The 23276-nt window shown below is 72.4% G+C and carries 19 protein-coding genes; 13 read left to right on the forward strand and 6 right to left on the reverse strand.

Annotated features, from left to right (window positions below; translation table 11 throughout):
- The first annotated feature begins 137 nt into the window (after positions 1-137).
- The 4 genes from uvrB to ABT106_RS10680 all read left to right on the forward strand — a co-directional run bounded on the left by uvrB (position 138) and on the right by ABT106_RS10680 (position 6248).
- Positions 138-2300, forward strand: coding sequence for an excinuclease ABC subunit UvrB (gene uvrB, locus ABT106_RS10665; RefSeq protein ID WP_351275130.1), 2163 nt, complete (start codon positions 138-140; stop codon positions 2298-2300).
- Positions 2301-2388: 88 nt separating this feature from the next.
- Positions 2389-2967 (forward strand): TerD family protein, encoded by a 579-nt coding sequence (locus ABT106_RS10670; RefSeq protein WP_351275132.1) that lies wholly within the window; start codon positions 2389-2391, stop codon positions 2965-2967.
- Positions 2968-3010: 43 nt separating this feature from the next.
- Entirely contained in the window at positions 3011-4981 is a 1971-nt protein-coding gene (locus tag ABT106_RS10675; RefSeq protein ID WP_351275134.1) for a TerD family protein, read from the forward strand.
- A gap of 265 nt (positions 4982-5246) precedes the next feature.
- On the forward strand, positions 5247-6248 hold the full coding sequence (locus tag ABT106_RS10680) for a TerC family protein (RefSeq protein ID WP_351275136.1): 1002 nt from the start codon (positions 5247-5249) through the stop codon (positions 6246-6248).
- A 36-nt stretch (positions 6249-6284) separates the two neighbouring features.
- Here the strand turns inward: ABT106_RS10680 and ABT106_RS10685 are convergent, their stop codons facing one another.
- The 3 genes from ABT106_RS10685 to ABT106_RS10695 form a co-directional block, all read right to left on the reverse strand.
- Positions 6285-7577: an MFS transporter gene (locus ABT106_RS10685; RefSeq protein WP_351275173.1), complete on the reverse strand. Its 1293-nt coding sequence runs from the start codon at positions 7575-7577 to the stop codon at positions 6285-6287.
- A gap of 226 nt (positions 7578-7803) precedes the next feature.
- Positions 7804-8460: an MBL fold metallo-hydrolase gene (locus ABT106_RS10690; protein ID WP_351275138.1), complete on the reverse strand. Its 657-nt coding sequence runs from the start codon at positions 8458-8460 to the stop codon at positions 7804-7806.
- Between the two features lie 10 nt (positions 8461-8470).
- Positions 8471-9160 (reverse strand): maleylpyruvate isomerase family mycothiol-dependent enzyme, encoded by a 690-nt coding sequence (locus ABT106_RS10695; RefSeq protein WP_351275140.1) that lies wholly within the window; start codon positions 9158-9160, stop codon positions 8471-8473.
- 183 nt (positions 9161-9343) lie between these two features.
- On the opposite strand from ABT106_RS10695, the gene uvrA reads away from it, so the two are divergent.
- The gene (gene uvrA / locus ABT106_RS10700) at positions 9344-12376 is read left to right on the forward strand and encodes an excinuclease ABC subunit UvrA (RefSeq protein WP_351275141.1); all 3033 of its coding nucleotides are present in this window, start codon (positions 9344-9346) and stop codon (positions 12374-12376) included.
- Between the two features lie 187 nt (positions 12377-12563).
- Here the strand turns inward: uvrA and ABT106_RS10705 are convergent, their stop codons facing one another.
- Positions 12564-13214 (reverse strand): NAD(P)-dependent oxidoreductase, encoded by a 651-nt coding sequence (locus ABT106_RS10705; RefSeq protein WP_351275143.1) that lies wholly within the window; start codon positions 13212-13214, stop codon positions 12564-12566.
- Between the two features lie 68 nt (positions 13215-13282).
- Between ABT106_RS10705 and ABT106_RS10710 the strand changes: the two genes are divergently transcribed.
- Complete coding sequence (locus ABT106_RS10710) at positions 13283-13888, forward strand: TetR/AcrR family transcriptional regulator (RefSeq protein WP_351275145.1); 606 nt, start codon at positions 13283-13285, stop codon at positions 13886-13888.
- A 4-nt stretch (positions 13889-13892) separates the two neighbouring features.
- Here ABT106_RS10710 and ABT106_RS10715 read toward each other — a convergent pair whose 3' ends face one another.
- Positions 13893-14837, reverse strand: a complete 945-nt coding sequence (locus tag ABT106_RS10715; RefSeq protein ID WP_351275147.1) for a carbohydrate kinase family protein — start codon at positions 14835-14837, stop codon at positions 13893-13895.
- A gap of 124 nt (positions 14838-14961) precedes the next feature.
- Between ABT106_RS10715 and ABT106_RS10720 the strand changes: the two genes are divergently transcribed.
- The gene (locus tag ABT106_RS10720; RefSeq protein ID WP_351275149.1) at positions 14962-15393 is read left to right on the forward strand and encodes a Rieske (2Fe-2S) protein; all 432 of its coding nucleotides are present in this window, start codon (positions 14962-14964) and stop codon (positions 15391-15393) included.
- Positions 15394-15444: 51 nt separating this feature from the next.
- Here the strand turns inward: ABT106_RS10720 and ABT106_RS10725 are convergent, their stop codons facing one another.
- Entirely contained in the window at positions 15445-16377 is a 933-nt protein-coding gene (locus ABT106_RS10725) for a hypothetical protein (RefSeq protein ID WP_351275151.1), read from the reverse strand.
- A 228-nt stretch (positions 16378-16605) separates the two neighbouring features.
- Here ABT106_RS10725 and ABT106_RS10730 point away from each other — a divergent pair, with 228 nt between their 5' ends.
- The 6 genes from ABT106_RS10730 (at position 16606) to whiA (ending at position 23168) form a co-directional block, all read left to right on the forward strand.
- On the forward strand, positions 16606-17211 hold the full coding sequence (locus tag ABT106_RS10730; protein ID WP_351275153.1) for a papain-like cysteine protease family protein: 606 nt from the start codon (positions 16606-16608) through the stop codon (positions 17209-17211).
- Between the two features lie 5 nt (positions 17212-17216).
- Positions 17217-18005 carry a hypothetical protein gene (locus ABT106_RS10735; RefSeq protein WP_351275175.1) on the forward strand — a complete coding sequence of 263 codons (789 nt, stop codon included), beginning with the start codon at positions 17217-17219 and terminating at the stop codon, positions 18003-18005.
- Between the two features lie 156 nt (positions 18006-18161).
- Positions 18162-20186 (forward strand): excinuclease ABC subunit UvrC, encoded by a 2025-nt coding sequence (uvrC, locus tag ABT106_RS10740; protein ID WP_351275155.1) that lies wholly within the window; start codon positions 18162-18164, stop codon positions 20184-20186.
- Complete coding sequence (gene rapZ / locus ABT106_RS10745; protein ID WP_267722314.1) at positions 20183-21130, forward strand: RNase adapter RapZ; 948 nt, start codon at positions 20183-20185, stop codon at positions 21128-21130. Before uvrC ends, rapZ begins: the two co-directional genes overlap by 4 nt.
- Entirely contained in the window at positions 21127-22182 is a 1056-nt protein-coding gene (locus ABT106_RS10750; protein ID WP_351275157.1) for a gluconeogenesis factor YvcK family protein, read from the forward strand. The genes rapZ and ABT106_RS10750 overlap by 4 nt, the downstream gene beginning before the upstream one ends.
- Positions 22173-23168: a DNA-binding protein WhiA gene (gene whiA / locus ABT106_RS10755; RefSeq protein WP_267722317.1), complete on the forward strand. Its 996-nt coding sequence runs from the start codon at positions 22173-22175 to the stop codon at positions 23166-23168. The genes ABT106_RS10750 and whiA overlap by 10 nt, the downstream gene beginning before the upstream one ends.
- Positions 23169-23276: the final 108 nt, after the last annotated feature.

Below are 23276 nucleotides of genomic sequence, written 5' to 3' on the forward strand. Positions count from 1 at the left end.
TCATGGCGTCGAAGATCACCGGGCCGCCACCGAACTACGACAAACGGACCAGACCCGCGCAGACTCGCCGGACCCGCCGGAGCGCGCGGACCCGCGCCTTTTGCGTGAGTGTCAGTGGCGGGTCGTACGGTTGACCCATGCGGCCCGTATCGAAGATCGAACGCACGGTGGCGCCTTTCGAGGTCGTCAGTTCCTACCAGCCCAGCGGCGACCAGCCGGCGGCCATCGCCGAGCTGGAGAAGCGCGTCCGGGCAGGTGAGAAGGACGTCGTCCTGCTGGGCGCGACCGGCACCGGCAAGTCGGCGACCACCGCGTGGATGATCGAGAAGCTCCAGCGCCCCACCCTGGTCATGGCGCCGAACAAGACCCTCGCCGCCCAGCTGGCGAACGAGTTCCGCGAGCTCCTGCCGAACAACGCCGTCGAGTACTTCGTGTCGTACTACGACTACTACCAGCCCGAGGCATACGTACCGCAGTCGGACACGTACATCGAGAAGGACTCCTCGATCAACGAGGAGGTGGAGCGGCTGCGCCACTCCGCGACGAACTCGCTCCTCACCCGGCGCGACGTCATCGTCGTCGCCTCCGTGTCCTGCATCTACGGCCTCGGCACCCCGCAGGAGTACGTCGACCGGATGGTCTCCCTCAAGGTGGGGGAGGAGTTCGACCGGGACCAGCTGCTGCGCCGTTTCGTCGACATCCAGTACACGCGCAACGACGTGGCCTTCACCCGCGGCACCTTCCGGGTGCGCGGCGACACCATCGAGATCTTCCCGGTCTACGAGGAACTCGCGGTCCGCATCGAGATGTTCGGTGACGAGATCGAGGCCCTGTCCACGCTGCACCCGCTGACCGGCGAGGTCATCAGCGAGGACCGGGAGCTGTACGTCTTCCCCGCCAGCCACTACGTCGCCGGCCCCGAGCGCATGGAGAAGGCGGTCCGCGGCATCGAGGCCGAGCTGACCGCACGCCTCGCCGAGCTGGAGAAGCAGGGCAAGATGCTGGAGGCCCAGCGGCTGCGCATGCGCACCACCTACGACCTGGAGATGATGCGCCAGATCGGGTCGTGCTCCGGCATCGAGAACTACTCGCTGCACATGGACGACCGCGAGCGTGGCACGGCGCCCAACACCCTCATCGACTACTTCCCCGAGGACTTCCTCCTCGTCATCGACGAGTCGCACGTCACCGTCCCCCAGATCGGCGCGATGTACGAGGGGGACGCCTCGCGCAAGCGGACCCTGGTCGACCACGGGTTCCGGCTGCCCTCCGCGCTCGACAACCGTCCGCTGAAGTGGGAAGAGTTCCAGGAGCGCATCGGCCAGACCGTCTACCTGTCGGCCACCCCCGGCAAGTACGAGCTCTCCCGGGGCGACGGATTCGTCGAGCAGATCATCCGCCCCACCGGCCTCATCGACCCCGAGGTCGTCGTCAAGCCCACCGAGGGCCAGATCGACGACCTGGTGCACGAGATCCGCCTGCGGGTCGAGAAGGACGAGCGCGTCCTGGTGACCACCCTCACCAAGAAGATGTCCGAGGACCTCACCGACTACTTCCTGGAGCTCGGCATCCAGGTCCGCTACCTGCACAGCGACGTGGACACCCTGCGCCGCATCGAGCTGCTGCGCGAGCTGCGGGCCGGCGAGTACGACGTGCTGGTCGGCATCAACCTGCTCCGCGAGGGCCTGGACCTGCCCGAGGTCTCCCTCGTGGCGATCCTCGACGCCGACAAGCAGGGCTTCCTGCGCTCGGGCACCTCGCTGATCCAGACGATCGGCCGCGCGGCGCGCAACGTGTCCGGCCAGGTCCACATGTACGCGGACAGCATCACCCCGGCGATGGCGCAGGCGATCGACGAGACCAACCGGCGCCGCGAGAAGCAGGTCGCCTACAACACGGCCCACGGCATCGACCCGCAGCCGCTGCGCAAGAAGATCAACGACATCGTCGCCACCATCGCCCGCGAGGAACTGGACACCGAGGAGCTCCTCGGCACCGGATACCGGCAGGCGAAGGACACCAAGGGGGCCAAGGCGCCGGTCCCGGCGCTCGGCGGCACGGCCGGCCGGGCCGCGGCGGGCAAGGGGACGAAGGGCGCGAAGGGGGCCGGGGGAGCCCGGTCCGGCGAGGTGCTCACCGACCGCCCGGCCGCCGAACTGGCCGCGCTCATCGAGCAGATGACCGAGCGGATGCGCGGTGCGGCGGCCGAGCTGCAATTCGAGGTGGCCGCCCGGATCCGGGACGAGGTGGGCGAGCTGAAGAAGGAGCTGAGGCAGATGAAGGAAGCGGGCCTCGCCTGACCCGGACCCTGTCAGTAGGGTTGGTGCACAGCCGCGGGTACACGTTGCGCGCCCGATGTCGGGGCGGGCCATGGAGAGGGGACAGCGAGTGACGGTCAACATGACCAAGGGTCAGGCCATCAGTCTGCAGAAGGCGGACGGGGGCACGCTGACCGCGGTCCGGATGGGCCTCGGCTGGCAGGCGGCGAAGCGCCGCGGGCTGTTCGGCTCGCGGACCAGGGAGATCGACCTGGACGCGTCGGCGGTGCTCTTCGCCGACAAGCAGCCGGTGGACGTGGTCTTCTTCCGGCACCTGCAGAGCGACGACGGCTCGGTCCGGCACACCGGTGACAACCTCGTCGGCGGCGTCGGCCAGGGCGGGGACGACGAGTCGATCCTCGTCGACCTGCAGCGCGTGCCGGTGCACATCGACCAGATCGTCTTCACGGTGAACTCGTTCACCGGCCAGACGTTCCAGGAGGTGCAGAACGCGTTCTGCCGCATCGTCGACGAGACCAACGGCCAGGAGATGGCCCGGTACACCCTCGACGGCGGTGGCCAGTACACCGCGCAGATCATGGCGAAGGTGTCCCGCGTGGGCACCGGCTGGCAGATGACGGCCCTCGGGAACCCGGCCAACGGCCGCACCTTCCAGGACCTCATGCCGTCGATCCTGCCGCACCTGTAGCAGTACCGGACAAGAGAAGAAGGCACGGGGGAGGGGCTGCACGATGACGGCCGAACTGGTCCGGGGGCAGAACCACCCCGTGTCCCACAGCCGGGTGGAGATCAGGGTCTCGGCGGGCACACCCGTGCTCGCCCTGGCCTCGCTCGCCGACGAACGGGGCCGGTTCTGCGGCCCGGAGGCACTGACGCACCCGGGCGCCCCGTCGCTCCCCGGTGTCCGCTCACCGGAGGAGATCGCCGAGCGGCACGCCTTCCCCGTCGACCTCGACGCCGTTCCCACGGCCGTCCACACGGTCGGCGTGGTGCTGGTGCTGCCGCCCGGCGGCCCGGTGCGCTTCGGCGCGGTCCCGGCCCCGTACGTGGCCGTCGCCGACCCGGAGGGCACCGAACTCGCCGGCTACACCCTGACGGGGCTGGACGGCGAAACCGCCGTCGTGGCGCTGGAGTTCTACCGGCGCCAGGGCGCCTGGAAGGTCCGCGCGGTCGGCCAGGGGTACGCCGAGGGCCTCGGCGCCCTGCTGGCCGACGGCGGACTGCCGGCCCCCGAGGCAGCCGCGCTCGCCGCCGCCGCGCTGCGGACGGCCGCGCGCACCGGCGAGAGCGACCCCACCCTCGCCGCCATGCCGACCCTGGTCCGCGACCTGGGCTCCCCGCGGGCCCCCGACGAGGCGCCCGCCCCCGCCCCCGAGCCGCCGGACCCGCTTCCCGCCTCGGGGAGCCCGTACGCCGGTACGCCGGGCCCCGCGGCCGGCGGTGACGCCTCCCCGCCGACGCTCGGCCCCGGCACCCTCAGCTACGTGCACCCGCGCCGCCGCCCCGGCAGCACCGAGCCGCCCGAGCCGGCCCCCCGGGCCGCCGCGCCGGCCGAGCCCGGACAGCCCCCGCGCCCGGTCGCCGGCGACGCCGACGGCTGGTCCATGGAGGAGCGGCTCTACAACCAGGTCTGGGGCATGTTCGAGGACCTGGCCCGCTCGGTCGCCGCCTATCGCAGCGCCGTCGAGTTCGCCGACTCCCGGATGGACCGCGAGCTCGACGCGGCCCTGTCCGACCCGCGCCACCGCCTCGGCGGCTCCGGCAACGCGGCCCGCGACACCGCGCGGGCCCGCCGCGACGACCTCGTCGCCCAGGCCCGTGCCGTCCTGGACCGGGACCTCGGCCAGCTGGTCGCCGAGTGCGAGGTCGTCGAGCCCGCGCTGCCCGCCGCGTACGCCCGCTGGGACAATCCCGTCTGGCACGGCCACCGCATCCCCGGGGAGAACCCGCTGGCCCTGCGCCTGGGCGACCTGCACCTGCCCGAGCGGCCCGATCTGCGCATCCCCATGCTGGCCAGGGTCCCGCTCGAGCGCGGACTGTGGATCGACAACGGCCGCACCGGCTCCGAGGCCGCGATGGCCATGGACACCGACCGGCTGCGCCGGGCGGCCATGGACATGGCCGTCGCCTACGCGGCGCGGCTCCTCGCGGTCCACCCCGGCGACCGGTTCTCCGTCCACGTCATCGACGCGGCCGGGGCCGGAGCCGCTTCCCTGGCGCCCCTCGTCCGGGCCGGAGTGCTGGCCGCGCCGCCCGCGGCCGGAGCCGCCGGGGTCACGCAGACCCTGGCCGCGCTGACCCGCCGGGTGGACCTCGTACAGATGGCGCTGCGGGCCGGCGCCCCCGAGGACCTCCCCGCGGACGTGGACACCGCCGAGCAGCTGCTGATCGTGCACGACTTCCCGCACGGGTTCGACGACCGGGCCGTCACCCGGTTGCGCTACCTCGCCGACGAGGGTCCGGCGGTCGGCGTGCACCTGCTGATGGTCGCGGACCGTGACGAGGCTTCGGCCTACGGTCCGCTGCTGGACCCGCTGTGGCGATCGCTGATGCGGTTGTCGCCGGTGCCGGACGACCATCTCGCCGACCCCTGGGTGCGGCACGCCTGGACGTTCGAGCCGGACCTGCCCCCGCAGGGCAGTCAAGTCCTTGAGCAGGCACTCAGGCTGATCGCGGAGGCCCGCCGCACCAGTCGCCCCTGAGCGGGGCCGACCCCGCGGCGGCCGGTCCCTAGACCGTCCTATGACCAGTCCTTGGTAGTCCCTTTACCTTTTCCGGCCCGGGCGGGTACCCTGGTGAGCGCGGAGGGGAGTATTCCTGCTTTCCTGCTACGGCGTGCCCGTCAATACGGACTGCAATCGGTCCCGGGGCGTCGGCCCACGGCCTCCAGGCCGCCCGGGTGGAAGAGACCTCCGGCAGCGATGACGCTGACGAAGTGCTGAGCCATCCGCCGGAGGCGTATTCACCATGGAAGTTTCCTGGGCCCTGTGGGCACTGACCATTCTCGGTCTGTCCGTTCTCATCGGCGCCGATTTCTTCATCGGCCGCAAACCGCACGACGTATCGATCAAGGAAGCCGGCACCTGGACGGTCGTCTGGATCGTCCTCGCCGTTCTCTTCGGCCTCGGCCTGTGGTTCTTCGGCAACGGCCAGGCCTCGCAGGAGTTCTTCGCGGGCTTCATCACCGAGAAGTCCCTGAGCGTCGACAACCTGTTCGTCTTCGTCCTGATCATGGCGAAGTTCGCGGTCCCCTCCCACCTCCAGCAGCGGGTGCTGCTCATCGGCGTACTGATCGCCCTGGTGCTGCGCGCGATCTTCATCGCCGCGGGCGCCGCGATCATCGCCAGCTTCTCGTGGGTCTTCTACATCTTCGGCGCGTTCCTCATCTACACGGCGTGGAAGCTGATCCAGGAGGCCCGCAAGGACGAGGACGAGGAGGAGTTCGAGGAGAACCGCCTCCTGAAGTCCGTCGAGAAGAAGTTCGGCGTCGCCGACCGCTACCACGGCACCAAGCTCTTCATCCAGAGCAACGGCAAGCGCATCATGACCCCGCTGATGGTCGTCATGCTCGCCATCGGCACCACCGACGTGCTGTTCGCCCTGGACTCGATCCCCGCGATCTTCGGCCTCACCCAGGACCCGTACATCGTCTTCACCGCCAACGCCTTCGCCCTCATGGGTCTGCGTCAGCTGTACTTCCTCATCGGCGGCCTGCTCAAGAAGCTGGTCCACCTCAGCTACGGCCTGTCGATCATCCTCGGGTTCATCGGCGTCAAGCTGGTGCTGCACGCCCTCCACGAGTCCGGCGTGCACGTACCGGTGATCTCCATCCCGGTCTCGCTGGGCGTGATCTGCGGCGTCCTGGTCATCACCACGATCACCAGCCTGATCGCCTCCAAGAAGCAGGCGGCGGCCGAGGCCGCCGCCCATGAGGAGGGCAGGAGCGAGGACAGGAGCGTCGACGCGTAACAGCGGCGCACGGAGTCCGGCGGCCGCCTTCGCAGGCTATGCGGGGGCGGCCGCTTCGGCTGTCCCCGCCCGTGTCCGTACCACCAGCGGGTTCGTCTCCGGCAGAAGCGCGAAGCAGGCCAGGCTGACCAGGGCCACCCCGGTCAGGTACACCGCGACCGCCCAGGGCGGGCCGGAGCCGTTCGCGAGCGCCGTCGCCACTATCGGGGTCAGGGCGCCGCCCAGCACACCGCCGAGGTTGTAGCCGACGGCCGCCCCGGTGCAGCGGATGTGCGGCGCGTACAGCTCGGGGAGGTAGGCGCCCGCCACCGAGAACATCGTCACCATGCCGAGCAGGGCCACGCCGAAGCCCACCGTCATCAGCAGCGGGTCGGCCGTGCGCAACAGGGCCACCAGCGGGAACATCCACAGCAGGCAGGCCGTGCAGCCGATCAGGCACAGCGGCCTGCGGCCGTAGCGGTCGCCGAGCATGCCCAGCAGCGGCGTCGCGACCCCCTTCACCGCCACGGCGGCCATGATGCAGGCCAGCATCGTGGTACGGCCCACGTCCAGGTGCTCGGTGGCGTACGCGAGGGACCAGGTGGTCACCGCGTAGAACACGGCGTACGCCACGGCCAGCGCCCCGCCGGTCAGCAGGAGCAGCCGCCAGTGCCCGCGCACCACCTCGGCGAGCGGGGCCTGCGCCCGGCCGCCGGTCTGGGCCAGCGCGAGGAACTCGGGGGTCTCCTCCACGGAGCGGCGCAGCCACAGCCCGGCCAGGGCCAGTACGCCGGCGGCCCAGAACGGCACCCGCCAGCCCCAGGACGTGAACTGGGCGTCGGTCAGGGTGGCCGACAGTGCCAGGATGATGCCGTTGGCCAGCAGGAAGCCGACCGAGGGCCCGATCTGGGGGAAGCTCGACCACAGCCCGCGCCGCCGCTCGGGGGCGTGCTCGGCGGTCAGCAGCACCGCGCCGCCCCACTCGCCGCCGAGCCCGAGCCCCTGGAGGAAGCGCAGCAGGAGCAGCAGCAGGGGCGCGGCGATCCCGATCGAGCCGTACGTCGGCACGCAGCCGACGGCGACCGTGGCCGCGCCGGTGAGCAGCAGGGAGCCGAGGAGCACCGGTCGCCTGCCGTAACGGTCGCCGATGTGGCCGAAGACCGCGGAGCCCAGCGGACGGGCGAGGAAACCGACGCCGAAGGTGCCGAAGGCGGCGAGGGTCCCGGCCAGGGGGGAGAAGGACGGGAAGAACAGCGGGCCCAGGACGAGGGCCGCGGCCGTCCCGTAGATGAAGAAGTCGTAGAACTCGATGGCGGTTCCGGCCAGCGAGGCCGTGGCGAGCCGCAGCATGCCGGGCCGGTGCCCGGCGCGTCTGCCGCGTCCGGAGCCCGGCGGCGGTGGGGCCCCCGGGGCCGGCGGGGCCTTGGTGAGCCGCGCGGCGGAGGAGGGGGGCGAGGGCGGGGAAGGGTCCTGTTGCATGGTGCAGCAGATACCCCCTCCCCGTCTCTCAGGGGGTGCTTTCGGTCAGGAGCGACCGGAAGGAGTGCATCGCGTACCGAAGTTGACGGATTCCGGTCTACCAGCCGCGCTCGCGCCACTCGGCGAGGTGCGGCCGCTCGGCTCCGAGCGTGGTGTCGTTGCCGTGCCCCGGGTAGACCCAGGTCTCGTCCGGCAACTGCTCGAAGAGCTTGTGCTGGACGTCGTCGATGAGGCGCACGAAGGCCGCCGCGTCGCCCGAGGTGTTGCCGACGCCGCCCGGGAAGAGGCAGTCGCCGGTGAACACGTGGGGGTGCCCGTGCGGGTCGTCGTAGATCAGCGCGATCGAACCGGGGGTGTGACCGACCAGGCGCCGCGCCGTGAGCGAGACCCGGCCGACGCGCACGGTGTCCCCGTCCGCGACGCGCACGTCGGTCGCCACCGGGATGCCCTCGGCGTCGTCCTCGCCCGCGTACGTCCGCGCACCGGTCGCCTCGACGACCGCCTGGAGCGCGCCCCAGTGGTCGTCGTGGCGGTGGGTGGTGACGACGGACGCGATGCCGTCGTCGCCGATCAGGCTCAGCAGCGTGTCCGCCTCGGCGGCCGCGTCGATCAGGAGCTGCTCACCGGTGGCCCGGCAGCGCAGCAGATAGGCGTTGTTGTTCATCCCGCCCACCGCAACCTTGGAAATCATCAGGTCCGCGAGTTCGTGCACGTCGGCCGGACCGCCGACCTTGACCGCTCCGCTGTACGTCATGACGGCAATCCTAGAGCGGGGGGAGCGTGGGCAGGGGGCCGCCCGCCGCGGCGAGGGACGCGCCCTTGTCGCCGCGCCCGGCCAGCCAGGCCAGGAGGGCGGCGGCGGTGCCCGTCACGGTGACCGCCGGATCGCCCGCGGAGCCGGTGCGCCAGGTGCGGCCGTCGGCCGTGGCCAGCGCCGTCGGGGGCACCTCGGGGCGGCTGGACCAGCGGTCGGCGAGGAAGGCGATCTCGCGGCCGGTGAACTCGTCCGGGAGGTCGGAGAGCTCGTAGCCGATGTTCAGGTCGACGTGGTGCAGCTCGACCTCGACGAGGCGGCGGAAGGGCACGTTGGCGGCGAGGTCGGTCACGCCGTTGCGCAGCTCGACCGTGCGGGACCAGTCCTGGCGGGGCTCGGTGGTGGCGAGGAAGGCGGCCCCGGAATCACGGAGGTCCGGCAGTTGTTCTTCCAGGGGCCGACCGGAGTCGCGCTCGATGTCCGCGTCGCGTGCGGCGGCGCTCTCGTACATCGGACGTCCCTCGAAGACGTTCACGAGGGCGTCGGCGTTTCGCGCGAGATGGGCCACGACGTGACCGCGGGTCCAGCCGGGGAGGTGTGACTCCCCGGCCAGGGCGGCGTTGTCCAGTTTGGCGACGGCGGTCAGCAGCCGGTCCGTCGCCTCACGTACAGATCGCAGGTCGTCCACATGATCAGTCATGGCGGCGAGCCTAGTGGCCGCCGGCCCGCGGCCACACGATCGGGTGAAGCGGTCTCCGGAGTGCCGTAAATCGAATGTGCGTGCTATACGCTCGGAAGTCCAGCTCCACTCCATCGCAGAGGCGCCCCCCATACCCTGGGACGGGGGCCCGTCCCCGCTCTCTCAAGAAAGGTGCGGACCGGCGTGACCGACCGTCTCATCGTTCGTGGCGCTCGCGAGCACAACCTCAAGAATGTCTCGCTCGACCTGCCCCGCGACTCACTCATCGTCTTCACCGGACTCTCCGGGTCGGGCAAGTCCTCCCTGGCCTTCGACACGATCTTCGCCGAGGGCCAGCGCCGCTACGTCGAGTCGCTCTCGTCGTACGCCCGCCAGTTCCTCGGGCAGATGGACAAGCCCGACGTCGACTTCATCGAGGGTCTCTCCCCGGCCGTCTCGATCGACCAGAAGTCGACCTCGCGCAACCCCCGCTCCACCGTGGGCACCATCACGGAGGTCTACGACTACCTCCGCCTCCTCTTCGCCCGCATCGGCAAGCCGCACTGCCCCGAGTGCCGCCGCCCCATCTCGCGCCAGTCGCCGCAGGCGATCGTCGACAAGGTGCTCGCGCTTCCCGAGGGCAGCCGCTTCCAGGTCCTCTCGCCCCTGGTGCGCGAGCGCAAGGGCGAGTTCGTCGACCTGTTCGCCGACCTCCAGACCAAGGGCTACAGCCGGGCGCGGGTGGACGGGGAGACCATCCAGCTCTCCGAGCCGCCCGTGCTGAAGAAGCAGGAGAAGCACACCATCGAGGTGGTCATCGACCGCCTCACCGTCAAGGACAGCGCCAAGCGCCGGCTGACCGACTCGGTGGAGACCGCCCTCGGTCTCTCCGGCGGCATGGTCATCCTGGACTTCGTCGACCTCGCCGAGGACGACCCGGAGCGTGAGCGGATGTACTCCGAGCACCTCTACTGTCCGTACGACGACCTGTCCTTCGAGGAGCTGGAGCCCCGCTCCTTCTCCTTCAACTCGCCCTTCGGCGCCTGCCCCGAGTGCACCGGCATCGGTACGCGCATGGAGGTGGACCCGGAGCTGATCGTCCCCGACGAGGACAAGTCCCTCGACGAGGGCGCGGTCTCGCCGTGGTCGCTCGGCCACACCAAGGACTACTTCCAGCGGCTGGTCGGCGCGCTCGCCACGGAACTGGGTTTCCGGACGGACATCGCGTGGGCCGGACTGCCGCTGCGCGCGAAGAAGGCCCTGCTGTACGGGCACAAGACGCAGATCGAGGTCCGCTACCGCAACCGGTACGGCCGGGAGCGGGCGTACACGACGGCCTTCGAGGGCGCCGTGCCGTTCGTCAAGCGGCGGCACTCGGAGTCGGAGAGCGACGCGAGCCGCGAGCGCTTCGAGGGCTACATGCGCGAGGTGCCCTGCCCGACCTGTGACGGCACCCGCCTGAAGCCGATCGTCCTCGCGGTCACGGTCATGGAGAAGTCCATCGCCGAGGTCGCGGCCATGTCGATCAGCGAGTGCGCGGACTTCCTCGGCCGGATGAAGCTCGACGCCCGCGACAAGAAGATCGCCGAGCGGGTCCTGAAGGAGGTCAACGAGCGGCTCCGCTTCCTCGTGGACGTCGGTCTCGACTACCTGTCGCTCAACCGCGCCGCCGGCACCCTCTCGGGCGGCGAGGCCCAGCGCATCCGGCTCGCCACCCAGATCGGCTCCGGCCTGGTCGGCGTGCTGTACGTCCTGGACGAACCCTCCATCGGCCTGCACCAGCGGGACAACCACCGGCTGATCGAGACGCTGGTGCGGCTGCGCGACATGGGCAACACGCTCATCGTCGTCGAGCACGACGAGGACACCATCAAGGTGGCCGACTGGGTCGTCGACATCGGCCCGGGCGCGGGCGAGCACGGCGGCAAGGTGGTGCACAGCGGTTCGCTGAAGGACCTGCTGAAGAACCCCGAGTCGATCACCGGGCAGTACCTGTCCGGGAAGCGTGCCATCCCGCTGCCGGACGTGCGCCGGCCCGTGAACGGGGAGCGCAGGCTGACCGTCCACGGTGCCAAGGAGAACAACCTGCGGGACATCGACGTGTCCTTCCCGCTGGGCGTGCTCACCGCGGTCACCGGCGTCTCCGGATCGGGAAAGTCGACGCTGGTCAACGACATCCTCTACACCCACCTGGCCCGCGAGCTGAACGGCGCCCGGTCGGTGCCCGGCCGCCACACGCGGGTGGAGGGCGACGACCTCGTGGACAAGGTCGTCCACGTCGACCAGTCGCCGATCGGCCGGACCCCGCGGTCCAACCCGGCGACGTACACCGGTGTCTTCGACCACGTGCGCAGGCTCTTCGCCGAGACCATGGAGGCGAAGGTGCGCGGCTACCTGCCGGGCCGCTTCTCCTTCAACGTCAAGGGCGGCCGCTGTGAGAACTGCTCCGGCGACGGCACGATCAAGATCGAGATGAACTTCCTCCCGGACGTCTACGTCCCGTGCGAGGTCTGCCACGGCGACCGGTACAACCGGGAGACGCTGGAGGTCCACTACAAGGGCAAGTCCATCGCGGAAGTCCTCAACATGCCGATCGAGGAGGCGCTGGGCTTCTTCGAGGCGGTGCCGACGATCGCGCGCCACCTGAAGACGCTGAACGAGGTGGGGCTCGGGTACGTGCGGATCGGCCAGTCCGCGCCGACGCTGTCGGGCGGTGAGGCGCAGCGCGTCAAGCTGGCCTCGGAGCTGCAGAAGCGGTCGACGGGCCGGACGGTGTACGTGCTCGACGAGCCGACGACGGGTCTGCACTTCGAGGACATCTCGAAGCTGATCAAGGTGCTGTCGGGGCTGGTGGACAAGGGGAACTCGGTGATCGTCATCGAGCACAACCTCGACGTCATCAAGACCGCCGACTGGGTCATCGACATGGGCCCCGAAGGTGGTTACGGCGGCGGTCTGGTCGTGGCCGAGGGCACCCCGGAGCAGGTCGCCTCGGTGGGCGCCAGCCACACGGGCAAGTTCCTGCGGGACATCCTGGGAGCGGACCGGGTCTCCGACGCCGCGGCGCCCCCGGCGAGGCCGGTGGCGAAGAAGTCCCCGGCCACGAAGGCGGCGGCCACGAAGGCGGCGGTCAAGAAGGCTCCCGCGAAGAAGGCCGCGGCTCCGGCGAAGAAGGCGGCCGTCAAGAAGACGGCGGTGCCGGCGAAGAAGACGGCCACGCGGGCGCGCAAGGCGTAGCCGGGCCGCCGCGCCGGGCCCGGGCGGGCTTGCGGGGGCGTGCGCCCGGACGGATGGGCCCCGGCCTGGCGGCCGGGCCCCTCCGTCGTCATTCCCACCGCGGTCGCCCCTCCGTCGTCGGCGCCGGTGTGAGATCCGGCGGCGGGCCCGCGCCCGGCGCGTACGACGGTCCGAGCGAGCGCCGGGGTCAGGTGGCCACGCCCACCGCGCGGCGGAAGGTCGCGGGGTCCGTCAGGCTCGCCAGCAGGGCGTGGGCCACGTCCGCGCGGGGGATGACGCGGCCGGCCGGGACGTTGGCGCCGATCACGCGGCGGTACGCGCCGGTGCCGGGGCGGTTCAGCAGCCGCGGCGGGCGGACCACCGTCCACTCGGCGGAGCTGGCGCAGACCGCCGCCTCCATGACCGCCAGGTCCGCGTACAGGTCCCGCAGGGCCCGCCGCAGGACCGGCAGGAGCACCGTCCGCGTGAGGACGCCGTCGCCCGGCACGTCCGGGCCCAGCGGGGCCGCGCTGACCACCGACAGGCGGCTCACGCCCGCGCGGTCCATCGCCGCGAGGACGGCCCGTACGGCGGGCCCGGTCACGGGGGCGGCCTTCGCCTGCTTGTTGCTGCCCGCGCCGAGCGCCGACACCACCGCCGACCGGCCCGCCAGCACCGGCGCCAGCGCGTTCTCGTCCGTCAGGTCGGGTACGACGGCCACGTCGAGCCGGTCGTGCGCCGCCACCCCCAGCCGGGCCGGGTCGCGGACGACCGCCGTCACCTCGTGGCCCGCGGCCAGGGCTTGGGCGACCACCTCCCGGCCGACTCCGCCCGTCGCTCCGAACACCGTGATCTTCATGCCTGGCTCCCGCCCCGCTCGGGGTGGGTGAGTGCTTACTCACCCCTGTTCTCCTTTAGGGTGAGCGCATGCTCACCCCGAAGTCAAGCCGTTCCACCCCCGAGCGCCTGCTCGACGCCGCGGAGACGCTGATGCGCACGAGCGGGCTCGCCAGCGCCACCACCAAGGCCATCGCCCGCGGGGCCGGCTGTTCGGAGGCGGCGCTCTACAAGCACTTCACGAACAAGGAGGAGCTGTTCGTCCGGGTGCTGATGGAGCGCACGCCCAACGCCGGGCCCCTGATGGCCGCCCTGCGCGCCGAATCCGGGGAGCGCGGGGTCGAGGAGGTGCTCACGGCCATCGCCCGGCACGCCTCGCTCTTCTACGCCGACGCCCTGCCCATGGCCGCCGCGCTGTTCGCCGAGCCCGCCCTGCTCACCCGCCACCGCGAGGGGGTCCGGCAGATCGGCGCCGGTCCGCACGTGGTCCTGGAGGCCCTCGCCGCCCGGCTGCTTCGGGAGCGGGACGCGGGCAGGCTGCGGCCCGACGCCGACCCGGTCACCGCGGCCGCCCTGCTGCTCGGCGCCTGTTTCCAGCGCGCGTTCTTCCTGCACTTCTCCGGTGCCGAAGCGGTCGCTCCGGTGGAGGAGTTCGCCCCCGCCGTGGCCCGGACCGTCTGGGCCGCGCTGCGCTGAGGCGTCAGAGCTCCGCCGCGTACGGGGGCTCGGCCCCCGCCCGGGTGCAGGTCAGCGCGGAGGCGTGCGCGGCGTACGCCAGGACGTCCGGCCAGTCCACCCCGCGCCAGTCCACCCCTCCCCGCTCCACCCCTCCCCGGTCCACCCCGTGGGAGTCCACCGCATCGCGCGGAGGGGCCGCCGTGCCCGCGAGGCGGTGCAGCAGGGCCGCGTTGACGGTGTCGCCCGCCCCGATCGTGTCCACCACGCCGACCCGGCGGGCCGGAACCGAGCACTCCCCGCCGTCCCGCGTCCAGACGGTCAGGCCCGCCGCGCCCCTGGTCAGCACCACCGCCGAAGGCCCCGCCGCCAGCCAGTCGCCGACGCCGCCGCCCAGCCAGGCCGCGTCCTCCTCCGACAGCTTGAGCACCGAGGTGTACGGCAGCAGCCGCTCCCGGAACCGGGCGCGGTACCCCGCCGGGTCCGCGATCAGCGCCGGCCGGATGTTGGGGTCCAGCAGGGTCAGCAGCCCGCGCCGCGACTCCCGGCGCAGCAGGGCCTCGTACGCGCTCGCCCCGGGCTCCAGGACCAGGGAGCAGGTCCCGAGCGCGAGGGCCCGTACGCCGTCGGGGAGGGCGGGCGGCAGCGTGAACAGCCGGTCCGCGGTGCCCTCGACGTAGAAGCCGTACGAGGCCGAGCCGTCCGGGGCCAGCGAGGGCACGGCGAGGGTGGTCGGCTCCGGGCCGCGCTGGACCAGCGAGAGGTCCACCCCGGCCGCCCGCAGCCCGGACAGCAGGCTCTCGCCGAAGCCGTCGGCCGAGACCCGGGAGCAGAAGGCGGCCTCGGCGCCGAGCCGCCCCAGCGCGAGGGCGGTGTTGTACGGGCCGCCGCCCGGTCTCGGCAGCAGCGCGCCCGGCGGCCGCGCCGCGGGCACCAGGTCGATGAGGGCTTCTCCGCCGACGACGATCACGCGGGGGAAGCTACCCCATCGGCGCCGGTATCGTCGGGTGCGCCGGAGCTCCGGCCGACTCCCCGGCCGCAGCCGCGCACGGCCCCCAACGGCCGCCCCGCCCCCGCACCGCCTGGAGAACCGCATGTCCGCGCCGCAGCCCGCCGCCCGCCGCACCGTCCTGAAGGGCGCCGCGGCGCTCGCAGGGGCAGCCGGTGCCGGGCTCACCCTCGCGGCCTGCTCGACCGCGACCGACAGCGGTGGCGACACCCCCGCGACTCCCACGGCTCCGGTGGACCTGGGTGCGGCGGCCGACGTCCCGGTGGGCGGCGCGAAGCTGTACCGGGAGCGGAAGCTGATCGTGAGCTGCCCGGCGGAGGGCCAGTACAAGGCGTTCAGCGCCCAGTGCACCCACGCGGGCTGCGTCCTGGACAAGATCGTCAAAGGCGAGGGCAACTGTCCCTGCCACGGCAGCCGGTTCGACGTGGAGACGGGTGCGGTCCTGCGCGGCCCCGCCACCGACCCGCTGCCGGCCGTACCGGTGAGGGCGCAGAACGGCACACTGATCGCGGGCTGACCCCGGGCTGATCCCGGGCCGAGCGCGGCCGAGCGCATGCCGAGCACGCGATCAGTCCCAGTCCCACGCGATGCCGAGGATGCCGCGCCGCACCCCCTGCTCCAGCAGGTGCACCGCCCGGTGCCGGCCGCTCGGGGTCAGGTCCGTGAGACCGGTGCGCGGGGCCTGGGGGCCGCTGCGGGCGAAGCGCCGGCAGCGCACCGGCAGGGCCGCCTCGTCGAAGCGGACCTGGAGCATGTACTGCCCGCCCGCATAGCTGAACCCGCGCACGTACTCGTCGCTGCGGGCGCCCGTGCCGTCCTCGACGCCGTAGCCGAAGACGTACGTGTCCCCGCGCCGCAGCCGCGCGTCGAACAGCAGCTCGGCGACCACGACCCCGGCCGCCGGGTGACACCGCACCCGGCCGGTGCGGCAGTTCTCGTACGCCGTCACGCCCACCCGGGAGGCGTCGCAGCCCGGATCGCCGTGGTGGACGGCGAGGTAGCGGTCGACCCCGTCGCGGTGGGCCCGGACGATCTGCTGGGACTCCCGGGACCGCAGCTCCCCGGCGGCGCCGATGCGGACCCGCTCGTGGTGGCCGACGGAGTGCAGTCCGCCGTCGGGCGGCAGCTCCATCCCCTGGAGCAGCTGCTCCACCGCCGCACCCACCCCGACCAGCGCCCGGTACGAGCGGGCGGCCGGGCGGGCCGGGCCGGCGGCCGCCTCCGGCGCGCGGAGCAGGCGCGACAGGGCCCCGTCCGGAAGCTCCAGGATCTGCTCCAGCGCGGCAACGGCCCGCAGGGACTCCGGGTGGCGCGGCCGCCGGGCGCCCTGCTGCCAGTAGCTGAGGCTGGTGACGCCGACCTTGATGCCGCGCGCCGCGAGCCGGTGCTGCACCCGGTGCAGCGGCAGGCCGCGCGCGGCCAGGGCGGCGCGCAGGGCGAGGTGGAAGGGGCCGGCGCGCAGCAGGTGTCCGATATCCGCCGTGTCCCCGGCCGGCCGCATGGCGACTCCTCTGTGAACGTTCACACGTGTCGGAGCGGGGCCCGCGCCGGTGGCTCCGGGGGACCAGGTGAAACGACAGCAACCGTTCACACCGCAGCCCCACTGTTCACACTGCAATGTCACCGCGTATTGAAGCGTGTTGACCTGATCGCGACAACACCCCGATGCTCCTCCACAGCGTCCGGACGCGCTCCTCCACCCCCACATCCCCGCCTCGGGAGGAACGCGATGCGCAACAGAAAGCGGCGGCCGTACCCGGCCGCCCTCCTCACCGCCCTGCTCCTCGCCCTGTCCTTCAACACCGGCACCGCCACCGCCGTCGGCGCCGGTACGGACAGCGCGAGTGCGGCCCTCGCCACCAAACGCCTGAACATCACCATGCAGGCGCAGGTGAAGACCAACTGGTGCTGGGCCGCCGGCGGCAACACCATCGCCACCTGGTTCGGCCGCACCTACAGCCAGAACCAGTTCTGCAACGCCGCCTTCAACCGCCAGCAGGGCTCCGAGTGCCCCAACAACCAGGCGACCCTCGGCAACGTCCAGACCGGCCTGCGCTGGGCCGGCGTCAACCCGGGCTCCTACGTGACCGGCTGGCTCCAGTACTCCACCGTCCAGACCGAGATCAACGCCAACCGCCCGGTCGAGACCCGGATCCAGTGGTCCAACGGCGGCGGCCACATGCACGTCCTCTACGGCTACGACACCGCGAGCAATTGGGTCTACTGGGGCGATCCGTGGCCCTCCAGCGACCGCTACAACTGGGCCTCCCACGCCTGGTACGTCAACAACAGCACCTTCTCCTGGACCCATTCCCTCTACCGGATCGGGGCGTGAGCGCCATGACCCCGCGCACCACAGCCGCCGCCGCGGTCCTCGCGGCCAACGTCCTCCTCGGCCTCGGCGGACAGGCCGCCGCCGCGCCCGTGCCGCAGCCCGGAGCGGCCACCGCCGAGACCCTGGCCGCCGCCGACCGGGCGGCCGCGTCCCCCGAGAGCCTGGCCACCCTCTCCCGCTTCTTCGCCCGGGAGGGCAAGGTCTCGGCCGCCGCGGCGCGGCCCCGGGTCGAGGGCGCGGCGATCCCGGTCAGCTACCTCTCCCCGGAGTTCGTCGCGGGGAAGGCGGGGGCGCCGGTGGCCCGCCTGGAGTTCCTCGCCAGCGAGGCCGTCGCCGCCGACGGGCAGCGCGCCGCCCTGTGGACCGCCCGTACGGAAGCGGGCTGGCAGGTGGTGAACATCGCCACCGGGGACGACGAGTTCCGCTACGCGCGGCTCGGCGCCGCGAAACTCCCCGGCGGGACCGTGTTCCGGGAACCGCAGATCGACGCCTGGTACGTCGCCGGGGGCAGCAGGGTGCTGCCACTGGACGAGGACGCGGTGCGGGCCGTCGGAGCCGGGGGCACCAGCCTCACCGGCTACCGGGCGCGGGTCGCTCAGGCGTACGGGAACAAGCTGCCGGGCTCGGCCTATGCCGAGGGGGGCATGGCGGGGGGCTTCGACGAGGCCCCGTCGCCCGCCGGGTCCGCAGGTGCTCCGGTGGAACTGATCGCCGGAGCCGGGGTGCTCGCGCTGGGCGGTGCGGGGGCACTGCTCCTGGCGCGCTCCCGGCGGCGCACCCGCGCCGGGGCGTAGCCCCGCGCGCGGGGTCCGGCTCCCGCCAGGGGCCGGGCCCCGCCGCGTCCGGGCCCCGCCGAGTCCCGTGCGGGACCGGACCGGGGCCGGGGCCGGGTGCCGACGGTGCCGTGGGCGTCCGGCCCGTTGTCGGTGGGCGCAAGTAGGGTGGGCGGCATGGCCGACCCTTCCAGCTACCGCCCCAAGCCGGGACAGATCCCCGACTCCCCGGGGGTCTACAGATTCCGCGACGAGCACCGCCGGGTGATCTACGTCGGGAAGGCCAAGAACCTGCGCCAGCGGCTGGGCAGCTACTTCCAGGACGTCGCCAACCTGCACCCCCGCACCGCCACCATGGTGACCACGGCCGCCTCCGTCGAGTGGACCGTCGTCTCCACCGAGGTCGAGGCCCTCCAGCTGGAGTACACCTGGATCAAGGAGTACGACCCCCGGTTCAATGTCAAGTACCGCGACGACAAGAGCTACCCCTCCCTCGCCGTCACCCTCAATGAGGAGTACCCCCGGGTCCAGGTCATGCGCGGCCCCAAGAAGAAGGGCGTGCGCTACTTCGGCCCCTACGGGCACGCCTGGGCCATCCGCGAGACCGTCGACCTGATGCTGCGGGTCTTCCCCGTCCGCACCTGCTCCGCCGGAGTCTTCAAGCGCTCCGCGCAGATCGGCCGCCCCTGCCTCCTCGGCTACATCGGCAAGTGCTCCGCGCCCTGCGTCGGCCGGGTCACCCCCGAGGAGCACCGCGAACTGGCCGACGACTTCTGTGACTTCATGGCCGGCCGCACCGGCACCTACCTCTCCCGCCTCGAACGGCAGATGCACGAGGCCGCCGAGGAGATGGAGTACGAGAAGGCCGCACGGCTGCGGGACGACATGGGCGCGCTGCGCCGCGCCATGGAGAAGAACGCCGTCGTGCTCGCCGACGCCACCGACGCCGACCTCGTCGCGGTCGCCGAGGACGAGCTCGAAGCCGCCGTGCAGATCTTCCACGTACGCGGCGGCCGGGTCCGCGGCCAGCGCGGCTGGGTCACCGACAAGGTCGAGGCCGTCGACACCGCCGGGCTCGTCGAGCACGCCCTCCAGCAGCTGTACGGGGAGGAGAAGGGCGAGGCCGTACCCAAGGAGGTGCTGGTCCCCGCGCTCCCCGAGGACACCCCGGCCCTGAGCCAGTGGCTCGCCGAGCGCCGCGGGTCGAACGTCAGCCTGCGCATCCCGCAGCGCGGCGACAAGAAGGCCCTGATGGAGACCGTCCACCGCAACGCCCAGCAGTCCCTCGCCCTCCACAAGACCAGGCGGGCCAGCGACCTCACCACCCGCTCCCGGGCCCTGGAGGAGATCGCCGACGCCCTGGACCTGGACGGCGCGCCGCTGCGCATCGAGTGCTTCGACATCTCCCACCTCCAGGGTGACGACGTGGTGGCCTCCATGGTCGTGTTCGAGGACGGCCTCGCGCGCAAGAGCGAGTACCGCCGCTTCCAGATCAAGACGTTCGAGGGCCAGGACGACGTCCGCTCCATGCACGAGGTGGTCTCCCGCCGCTTCCGCCGCTACCTCCAGGAGAAGCTGAAGACGGGCGAGTGGTCCCCCGAGGACGCCGACGCCGACGCGGGCCTCCCTGCCGGGGCGGAGGACGACGGGCGGCCCAAGCGCTTCGCCTACCCGCCCCAGCTCGTCGTGGTCGACGGCGGCCAGCCGCAGGTGGCCGCCGCCAAGCGGGCCCTGGAGGAACTCGGGATCGACGACGTCGCCGTGTGCGGCCTCGCCAAGCGGCTGGAGGAGGTCTGGCTGCCGGGCGAGGACGACCCCGTCGTGCTGCCCCGCACCAGCGAGGGGCTGTACCTGCTCCAGCGGATCCGCGACGAGGCCCACCGCTTCGCCATCCAGTACCAGCGCAACAAGCGCGGCAAGCGCTTCACGTCCGGGCCGCTGGACGAGGTGCCCGGCCTCGGCGAGAGCCGCAGGCAGGCCCTGGTCAAACACTTCGGTTCGGTGAAAAAGCTGCGACAGGCGACAATCGACCAGATCTGCGAGGTCCCGGGCATAGGCCGCAAGACGGCCGAGACCGTGGCCGCGGCCCTCGCCGGAGCGGTGCCCGCCGGCCCTGCGGTCAACACGGCCACAGGAGAGATCATTGAGGATGAGACTCCCGCGTCCGCGGGAGCATCGTCCGAACGGGGGACCGAGCAATGACCGAGCACGAGACCACGCACGACCGAGACGGAGCACAGGTGAGTACGGGCACGACAGTGGAGCCCGGAGATACCGCCGAGGCGGCCATCCCCGAGCTGGTGATCATCTCCGGCATGTCCGGGGCCGGCCGCAGTACGGCGGCCAAGTGTCTGGAGGACCTCGGCTGGTTCGTCGTCGACAACCTCCCGCCCGCGCTGATCCCCACCATGGTGGAGCTCGGCGCCCGCTCCCAGGGCAACGTGGCGCGCATCGCCGTCGTCGTCGACGTCCGCGGCCGCCAGTTCTTCGACGCCCTGCGCGAATCCCTCGCCGACCTCGACAGCAAGGGCGTCACCCGGCGCATCGTCTTCCTGGAGTCCTCCGACGACGCGCTGGTCCGCCGCTTCGAGTCGGTCCGCCGCCCCCACCCCCTCCAGGGCGACGGACGCATCACCGACGGCATCGCCGCCGAACGCGACCTGCTGCGCGAGCTGCGCGGCGACGCAGACCTGGTGATCGACACCTCCAGCCTGAACGTGCACGAACTGCGCGCCAAGATGGACGCCCAGTTCGCCGGGGACGAGGAGCCCGAGCTGCGGGCCACCGTCATGTCCTTCGGCTACAAGTACGGCCTCCCCGTCGACGCCGACCTCGTCGTCGACTGCCGTTTCATCCCCAACCCGCACTGGGTTCCGGAGCTGCGCCCCTTCACCGGGCTCAACGAGGAGGTGTCGGGGTACGTCTTCAGCCAGCCCGGCGCCAAGGAGTTCCTCGACCGCTACACCGAGCTGCTCCAGCTCATCGCCACCGGCTACCGCCGCGAGGGCAAGCGGTACGTGACCATCGCGGTCGGGTGCACGGGCGGCAAGCACCGCAGCGTGGCCATGTCCGAGAAGCTCGCCGCGCGCCTCGCCTCCGAGGGAGTCGAGACCGTCGTAGTCCACCGGGACATGGGGCGCGAGTGACCCCACGGACCCCCCGGCTGAGCCGCCTGCGCCGCCTCACCCCGGGACGGGGCGAGGACGGCGCGGGCCGTTCCGGCCGACGGCGCGGCGCCGCCCCCAAGGTGGTCGCGCTCGGCGGCGGCCAGGGCCTGTCGGCCTCCCTCGCCGCCCTGCGCCGCATCACCGGTGACCTCACCGCCGTGGTCACCGTCGCCGACGACGGCGGTTCCAGCGGCCGGCTCCGGGAGGAGCTCGGCGTCCTGCCGCCGGGCGACCTGCGCAAGGCGCTGGCCGCGCTGTGCGGCGACGACGACTGGGGCCAGACCTGGGCCCGCGTCATCCAGCACCGCTTCCAGTCCGAGGGCCACCTGCACGGACACGCCGTCGGCAACCTGCTGATCGTCGCCCTGTGGGAGCAGCTCGGCGATCCCGTCCAGGCCCTCGACCTGGTGGGCAGGCTCCTCGGAGCGCAGGGCCGGGTGCTGCCCATGTCGGCGGTGCCGCTGGAGCTCCAGGCCCTGGTCAAGGGCCACGACCCGGACCGCCCCGAGGACGTCGACACCGTACGCGGGCAGGCCACGGTGGCCCTGACCCCCGGCGAGGTGCTCTCCGTCCAGGTGGTGCCGAGCGACCCGCCGGCCGTGCCGGAGGCCGTGGCCGCGGTGCTGGACGCCGACTGGGTGGTGCTCGGACCCGGGTCCTGGTTCTCCTCGGTGATCCCGCACCTGCTGGTGCCGGAACTGCTCGACGCGCTGGTCGAGACGAAGGCCCGGCGGGTCCTGTCGCTGAACCTCGCGCCGCAGCCCGGTGAAACAGAGGGCTTCTCTCCGCAGCGTCATTTGGAGGTTTTGGCCCGACACGCCCCTAAACTCGCCCTGGACGTGGTGCTGGCCGACGAGGCCGCCGTACCCGACCGCGAGTCCCTCGCCGATGCCGCGAAACGCTTCGGCGCCGCGGTCGAGCTGGCTCCCGTGGCCAGGCAGGACGGCTCTCCGAAGCACGATCCGGAGCTGCTGGCCGCCGCGTACGACCGTATTTTTCGGATGCATGGAAGGATCGGCCCATGGCGATGACGCCCGCGGTGAAGGACGAGATCTCTCGTCTGCCCGTGACCCGGACCTGCTGCAGGAAGGCCGAGGTCTCGGCGATCCTCCGGTTCGCGGGCGGGTTGCACCTGGTGAGCGGCCGCATCGTCATCGAGGCGGAGCTCGACACGGGCATCGCCGCGCGAAGACTCCGCAAGGACATCCTGGAGATCTTCGGCCATTCCTCGGACCTGGTCGTCATGGCTCCCGGCGGTCTGCGCCGCGGCAGCCGGTACGTGGTCCGGGTCGTGGCCGGCGGTGACCAGCTGGCCCGTCAGACGGGCCTCGTGGACGGCCGCGGACGCCCCATCCGGGGCCTTCCGCCCCAGGTGGTCTCCGGGGCGACCTGTGACGCGGAGGCGGCCTGGCGCGGCGCCTTCCTGGCCCACGGCTCGCTCACCGAGCCGGGCCGGTCCTCCTCCCTGGAGGTCACCTGCCCCGGCCCGGAGGCCGCTCTGGCCCTGGTGGGCGCCGCCCGCAGGCTCTCCATCGCCGCCAAGGCGCGCGAGGTGCGGGGCGTGGACCGGGTCGTGGTCCGCGACGGCGACGCGATCGGCGCCCTGCTCACCCGGCTCGGCGCGCACGAGTCGGTGCTGGCCTGGGAAGAGCGGCGGATGCGGCGCGAAGTGCGCGCCACCGCCAACCGCCTCGCCAACTTCGACGACGCCAACCTGCGCCGCTCGGCGCGCGCCGCGGTGGCCGCCGGAGCCCGCGTGCAGCGGGCGCTGGAGATCCTCGCCGAGGAGGTCCCCGAGCACCTCGCCGCGGCGGGCCGGCTGCGCATGGAGCACAAGCAGGCCTCCCTGGAGGAGCTGGGCGCGCTCGCCGATCCGCCGCTGACCAAGGACGCGGTCGCGGGCCGGATCCGCCGGCTGCTCGCCATGGCCGACAAGCGGGCCCAGGACCTCGGGATCCCGGGAACCGAGTCGAACCTTGACCTCAGCGAGGAGATGGCCGACAACATGGCCGGCTGAGCGCCGGCCGGGCGGCCGCCGCCGGCCGCAGTCGCCGTACGCACGCCGCGAGGGGCCCGCACGAGTGATCGTGGGGGCCCCTTTCGGCAGGCCCCATTGACATGTGCA

Source organism: Streptomyces sp. NPDC002044 (assembly GCF_040296725.1).
In the GTDB taxonomy this organism is placed as follows: Bacteria; Actinomycetota; Actinomycetes; order Streptomycetales; family Streptomycetaceae; genus Streptomyces; species Streptomyces antarcticus.